Below are 2512 nucleotides of genomic sequence, written 5' to 3'. Positions count from 1 at the left end.
GGCGCAAGAACCGCGTGCTGCGAAAAGTCGCTCGCGTGCTGGAGCTGCGCTCGCTGCATCCGCTGCATGTCGACGGCCTCTCCGACATCGTGGTGCTGCACGACGAGCTCGATCTGCCGCCCGGCAAGGTGCGGCTGAAGACGGGCGGCGGCGCCGCCGGCCACAACGGCCTGCGCTCGATCGGCGCCCATATGGGCAACGACTTCCGCCGCGTGCGGATCGGCATCGGCCATCCGGGCGCCAAGGAGCTGGTCCACAACTACGTGCTGCAGGACTTCGCCAAGGCCGAGCGCGACTGGGTCGCGACCCTGTGCGACGTCGTCGCCGACAACGCCGGCCTGCTCGCCAAGGGCCAGGACTCCACCTTCCAGAACAAGGTCCACCTGGCCATGCAGGCCAAGGGCTTTTTGGGGCCGGACAAGGAGCCGGCCGGCGGAGCCGGTGCCGGAAAGACGGAGCGCGCCGATCCGCGCCCCGTCAAGGGATCGCCGTCATCCTGACGTGGAGCGACGGCAGATCGACCTTTGTCGTTCCGGTCGGCACGTGATGCGGGGCGGAGTCATGAACCGAAGGATGCGCGAGCATGGCCGATGTGACGATCACGTTGCCCGACGCGGTCCTGGCGCGCGTGAAGCACGACGCCGAGCGCGACGAGGAGTTGGCGCGCCGTCGGGGGATCGCGATGTTTGACGTCGTTCCACAATCGACGCGGTCTCTTTCCGCCCTCACCCTGAGGTGCCCCGCGAAGCGGGGCCTCGAAGGGCGAGGACGGCCACTGCGGTGGCCACATGGTTCGAGACGCGCCCTTCGGGCGCTCCTCACCATGAGGGTGGGAGCGGCCGCGGACCCGAACACTGGCCGCAAATCGCCTGACTGAGCCTCACCGGCGCCCTCCGGAGGCGCTGGTGCCCGATTTCCTGTCCTGACGAGAGCATCATGGGATTCAAATGCGGCATCGTCGGCCTGCCCAACGTGGGCAAGTCGACCCTGTTCAACGCGCTCACCGCCACGGCGGCCGCGCAGGCGGCGAACTACCCGTTCTGCACCATCGAGCCGAATGTCGGTGAGGTGGCGGTGCCGGATCCGCGGCTCGATGTGTTGGCCGGCATCGCCGGGTCGGGCGAGATCATTCCGACGCGACTGGCCTTCGTCGACATCGCCGGCCTGGTGCGCGGCGCCTCGCAGGGGGAGGGGCTCGGCAACCAGTTCCTCGCCAACATCCGCGAGGTCGACGCCATCGTCCACGTGGTGCGCTGCTTCGACGACGGGGACATCACCCATGTCGAGGGGCGGATCGACCCGGTCGCCGACATCGAGACCATCGAGACCGAGCTGATGCTCAGCGATCTCGACAGCCTGGAGAAGCGCGTCGTCGCCGCCGAGAAGAAGGCCAAGGGCGGCGACAAGGAGGCCAAGGAGCTGCTCGACCTGATGACGCGCGCGCTGGTGCTGCTGCGCGAGGGAAAGCCGGCGCGCTTCGTCGAGCGCAAGCCCGAGGACGAGAAGCCGTTCCGCATGCTCGGCCTGTTGAGCTCCAAGCCGGTGCTCTACGTTTGCAATGTCGAGGAGGGCGCCGCCGGCGCCGGCAACGCCTACTCGAAGGCCGTCGAGGCGCGGGCCGCCGAGGAGGGGGCCGTGGCGGTCGTCATCTCGGCCCAGATCGAGGCCGAGATCGCCATCCTGCCGGGCGAGGAGCGGGCCGACTACCTGGCCGCCATCGGGCTGGAAGAGCCCGGCCTCAACCGGCTGATCCGGGCCGGCTACCAGCTTCTCGACCTGGTGACGTTCTTCACCGTCGGCCCCAAGGAGGCGCGCGCCTGGACGATCACGCGCGGCACCAAGGCGCCGCAGGCGGCCGGCGTCATTCACACCGACTTCGAGCGCGGCTTCATCCGCTCGGAGACCATCGCCTACGACGACTACGCCACCTATGGCGGCGAGGCCGGCGCCCGCGACGTCGGCCGGCTGCGGCTGGAGGGCAAGGAGTACGTCGTCGCCGACGGCGACGTGCTGCATTTCCGCTTCGCCACGTGAGGCACGGGCCCCTCGGCGTCGTCATGCCCGCGCTTGTCGCGGGCATCCACGGTCTGACGGCGTCGAAGCGGAAAAGGCGTGGATGGCCGGGACGAGCCCGGCCATGACCGGTACAGGAAAGCGCCCGCCTACATCCGGCCGTTGTTGCGGATGGCGCCGAGGTGCTCGTTGATGCGGAACACAATCAGCACGAACTCGGCCGAGATGCGGGCCACGATGATGCCGACGAAGGCGCCGAGCAGGCTGCCGATCAGGGCGATCAGGCCGGCGACGATGCTCTGGCCCATCAGTCCGATCGCCGAGACCATGCCGGAGAGCCCGAACAGGGCCGAGAGGACCACGGCCAGCCAGTAGAACACCTTGATGATCGACGGGGTGATGAAACGGTCCCACTGAAACAGATCGCCGAACGCAAACATGAAGGTCTCCTCTGGCGGGCCGGGCCGTGCATGTCGGCCGGCCGCCCGCGGTCGGGCCC

Annotated in this window: 3 protein-coding genes; 2 read left to right on the top strand and 1 reads right to left on the bottom strand. The window is 68.9% G+C overall.

Annotated elements, in window-relative coordinates; translation table 11 throughout:
• The coding region (gene pth / locus CH341_RS30595; RefSeq protein ID WP_146604695.1) for an aminoacyl-tRNA hydrolase at window positions 1–500 on the top strand (500 nt) is incomplete at its 5' end.
• 436 nt (window positions 501–936) lie between these two features.
• Entirely contained in the window at window positions 937–2034 is a 1098-nt protein-coding gene (ychF, locus tag CH341_RS30585; protein ID WP_111423348.1) for a redox-regulated ATPase YchF, read from the top strand.
• A gap of 128 nt (window positions 2035–2162) precedes the next feature.
• Here the strand turns inward: ychF and CH341_RS30580 are convergent, their stop codons facing one another.
• On the bottom strand, window positions 2163–2453 hold the full coding sequence (locus CH341_RS30580) for a DUF4282 domain-containing protein (RefSeq protein WP_111423345.1): 291 nt from the start codon (window positions 2451–2453) through the stop codon (window positions 2163–2165).
• Window positions 2454–2512: the final 59 nt, after the last annotated feature.

It is taken from the genome of Rhodoplanes roseus, from assembly GCF_003258865.1.
GTDB classification, from domain to species: domain Bacteria; phylum Pseudomonadota; class Alphaproteobacteria; order Rhizobiales; family Xanthobacteraceae; genus Rhodoplanes; species Rhodoplanes roseus.
Note: the sequence above shows the minus strand (reverse complement) of the source record. Positions and strands in the feature narration are given on the sequence as shown.

What these genes read in the sequence shown, in the direction of transcription:
- ychF (WP_111423348.1), top strand. Translation starts at nt 937, where the DNA reads ATGGGATTCAAATGCGGCATCGTCGGCCTGCCCAACGTGGGCAAGTCG.
- CH341_RS30580 (WP_111423345.1), bottom strand. Translation starts at nt 2,453, where the DNA reads ATGTTTGCGTTCGGCGATCTGTTTCAGTGGGACCGTTTCATCACCCCG.